Annotated in this window: 3 protein-coding genes and 1 pseudogene; 2 read left to right on the top strand and 2 right to left on the bottom strand. The window is 65.1% G+C overall.

What is annotated here, in order from left to right:
• A pseudogene (locus BLW78_RS30640) lies at positions 1-216 on the top strand (porin family protein); the annotation flags it as partial.
• A gap of 246 nt (positions 217-462) precedes the next feature.
• Here the strand turns inward: BLW78_RS30640 and BLW78_RS30635 are convergent.
• A complete protein-coding gene (locus tag BLW78_RS30635; RefSeq protein WP_091684087.1) occupies positions 463-732 on the bottom strand; it encodes a GCG_CRPN prefix-to-repeats domain-containing protein in 270 nt (89 codons plus the stop codon).
• A gap of 843 nt (positions 733-1,575) precedes the next feature.
• Here BLW78_RS30635 and BLW78_RS31610 point away from each other — a divergent pair.
• Positions 1,576-1,713 carry a hypothetical protein gene (locus BLW78_RS31610; RefSeq protein ID WP_170855298.1) on the top strand — a complete coding sequence of 46 codons (138 nt, stop codon included), beginning with the start codon at positions 1,576-1,578 and terminating at the stop codon, positions 1,711-1,713.
• A gap of 491 nt (positions 1,714-2,204) precedes the next feature.
• Here BLW78_RS31610 and BLW78_RS30630 read toward each other — a convergent pair whose 3' ends face one another.
• Positions 2,205-2,570 carry a hypothetical protein gene (locus tag BLW78_RS30630; protein WP_091684085.1) on the bottom strand — a complete coding sequence of 122 codons (366 nt, stop codon included), beginning with the start codon at positions 2,568-2,570 and terminating at the stop codon, positions 2,205-2,207.
• Between the last annotated feature and the right edge of the window lie 413 nt (positions 2,571-2,983).

Here is a 2,983-nt window from a genome sequence, read left to right as displayed (position 1 = left end):
ACCGACTCGTTCCTGAACTTCTTCCGCTCCTCGGCCGTCACGCTCAAGGTCGAAGGCCTGTACGTCAGCCTCGACCGCCAGAAGAACTCGGCCGGCGGCGTGTTCTACGGCAATCTCCTGCCTCCGAACGGCACCGCCTACCTCAACGGCGCCGCTGCCAAGACCGAGTTCGCCGTCGTCCGCGCCGGCCTCAACTACAAGTTTGGGTCCTACTGAGATCGGGTCGCGCCGCTCCCTGCCTCCGTGCCGGAAGACGCGGCGGCGGGCGAGGAGGTGCTGGTCCGCCTCATTGCCCTTCGGCCGCCGAAGAGCAGCCTTCTGGTTGGCCTTCGCATCCCCAGCCCGATCAAACTGGCCGCGAGGTCGGCAACACCCTGGGAGCGCACGCTCCCAGGGTGTTACTGCGTTCCGCCACGGTGCGCCACGGCGGTCAGCCGCTCGCCTAGAGCGGCGGGCGCGCCGCTACCAATACCGGTTCGGCCAGCAGCGCCGTCCGCCGCGACCGAGGTGGAAGCCGCGCGGGCAGGCCCGACCGACATACCCGCCCCACTGGCCGCCGGGGCGGCACCCACCATAAGGCCCGCGATGGCCGTAGGGCCCGCAGCCGCCGTAGACGTGCTGGATCAGCTTGTCCTGCGCGGCCAAGAGCGGAGAACCCGCGACGGGCAGCGCCGAGGCCGGCGCGGCGATGCCGACGGCGAGCAGTGCCGCGGCGGCGAGGGACTTGAGCATCAACCGATCTCCAGGTCTTGGCTAAGCCGATCTCCGTCGGCTCCGCCCGAATACCTGCCCTCGGCTAAAGGCCGGGTGTCACGGACCGCCTCGATTGCCCGCATCGCTCGAGCTTTTCTTTAAGCGCTACCTCGATACTGGCGTTCTATCCACACAAGCGCCCGCTTCGACGGTGATGACGGTGTCCGCCGGATCTGTGGACCCGATCACCCCCTCACGTCGAGAGAGTCGTCGCCGATCCGTCGCTCTGCTGCGAGGCGGTATGCTGCTGAGTGCTGGCCTGCTAGGCTTGGTAACCCGCGATGGATCCTAGAAAGACGAGCTCGATCGCCAGAGGCTTTGAGGTCGCGCTTTTCCTGTTCCCCGAATCCGTCCACGCAGCCTCACTTCTGGCCTGCATTGAGCGGTCGGCGTGCCGGACTGGAGCGGCCCGCGCCCTGCCTGTCCAGAGTTAATCCGCCGAAGTGCGCAACGGGGCCGAGGCGTTGCGGCCGAACGCGGCCATTCGTCGGTCATCGGGCAAATTCAGCTCTCAGAGACCGCGGTTGAAAAGCCCGAATGTCTCAGCTGCGATTGTGCGGTAGCTCAACTGCCTCACATCGGGGTTCGAAGCAGAGGATGAAAACCCGGCACATCCAACAGGAGGCGCCATTGCGCACTGGGACGACCCACACTCCGTACGCCTGCGGGCTGTGGATCTGCAGCCTGATCATTGCGAGGGTCGATCTTATTCCCAGCGCGTTCATGCATGCGCCGCATATCTGGCGTGAGGCATGTGGCATACCAAGAACTTGCGTGCAGTGCGATATAGCCTCTCACGCACTGCACAACAGGACGCCGCCGATGACCCTCCTCACTGCCCTGTCCCTCCTCCCCTTGGCCGCCATCGCCAATTTCGCTCTCGTGGTGGCGCTGGCCAATCACTTCGACGCCGACAAGCCGGCCACGGGCTTCACCGGCCCGGTTCCGACGCTGGCCTGAGCCAAGTCGGGGTCGTTCTCATCCGGCCGCGATCGAGGGGCCCCCGACCTTGGTGGGGCCGAGAGGCGAGCCTCCGGGTCCCACTCGGCGGCCAGTTGGAGCACCGCCAAGGCGAATACCTGGGGGGGGGGGCAGCCGGCACCGCCGCGCGGGGCTATTTCGTGCTTACCGACCGTTGAGCATCTGCGAGTGGCCAGATTGCATCAAGCGAACAGAAACAACCTGCGATCGACGCTCTGAGCTCGACTTGCGCCACAGTTTGTTGGACGAGTTGGCCATGACCTTGCCCACCATCCTAAGCGTCGCAGCACCGATCGGGACCACAATCGCGGCCGTGCTCTGGTCCGGTCCTTGTCGCCAGAGGGATGCATAAGCTTCCGACATCCGAGGCGAGTAAAGATCTGCGCACCTGGTGAAGCCATGGGCCCGGCCGGCCGACCGCCGGCGCGAGCTTTCTTGTGGCCTACGTAACTGGCGCTGTGCAGCGCGCTCTAGTTACAGGTCAACTTCCGGCCTTCGGCCATGCCGACCTTGCGGTAGTGTTCCAGACCGGACTTGATCGCTCGACCTATGACAGCCCGGCGCACGTCCGGATTGCAGCGCAGATACTCCTCCTCGTTGAAAGCGTAGTCGCCACGTCCGCCCCGCGAGCCTCGGTCATAATCCCGATCGTAATCGCGGCGGTCACGGTCGCCGTAGCCCCGATCGCCATAGCCCCGATCTCCGTAGCCTCGGTCACGGGGTCCATAGTCGCCGCGATCGTAGCCGTAGTCGCGTCCGCCGTAGGGCTGTGCGAAGGCCGGAGCGGCTCCGCAGAGTAGCGCCAGGCCAAGGACGGTCGCTGAGATCACCTTCATGTCGTGCTCTCCATTGTTGCGGGGCGTGAACGCTTTCAAAGGTGGGTGGTTCGATTTGCCTGGGCGGGCGTCGAGTCCTCGCTCCCAGCGCCACTACCGCTGGGGGCTTGTCTTTCCCTGCTCCTCACCCACTCTCAGTGTCAGGTTTGGCGGGATTCCTCCCTTGTCGGTGCCGAACCTGAGAAGCCCGCCCGGTTCGCCGGCGCGGGCTTTTTTGTGGCTTGCGAACCAATGAGCGGCGTGCTCGCAGAGCGAGCTTTCAGCGCGTAGGCTGCAGATCGATGATAGGACCGCCGATGTCGAAGAACTCGTCTTCGTCTAGAGGCTGTTACGGACCTGCGGCTGCGCCAGTTTTGGTGGAATGCAGTCCCGCCATGCCTATCCGTCCGATGTCAGCGATGAAGAATGGGCGC

Origin of the sequence: Methylobacterium sp. 275MFSha3.1 (genome assembly GCF_900108435.1) — a bacterium.
In the GTDB taxonomy this organism is placed as follows: Bacteria; Pseudomonadota; Alphaproteobacteria; order Rhizobiales; family Beijerinckiaceae; genus Methylobacterium.
Note: the sequence above shows the minus strand (reverse complement) of the source record. Positions and strands in the feature narration are given on the sequence as shown.

Excerpts from the sequence above, each read along its gene's own strand:
- BLW78_RS30635 (WP_091684087.1), bottom strand. The coding sequence starts at position 732 with ATGCTCAAGTCCCTCGCCGCCGCGGCACTGCTCGCCGTCGGCATCGCC.
- BLW78_RS31610 (WP_170855298.1), top strand. The coding sequence starts at position 1,576 with ATGACCCTCCTCACTGCCCTGTCCCTCCTCCCCTTGGCCGCCATCGCC.
- BLW78_RS30630 (WP_091684085.1), bottom strand. The coding sequence starts at position 2,570 with ATGAAGGTGATCTCAGCGACCGTCCTTGGCCTGGCGCTACTCTGCGGA.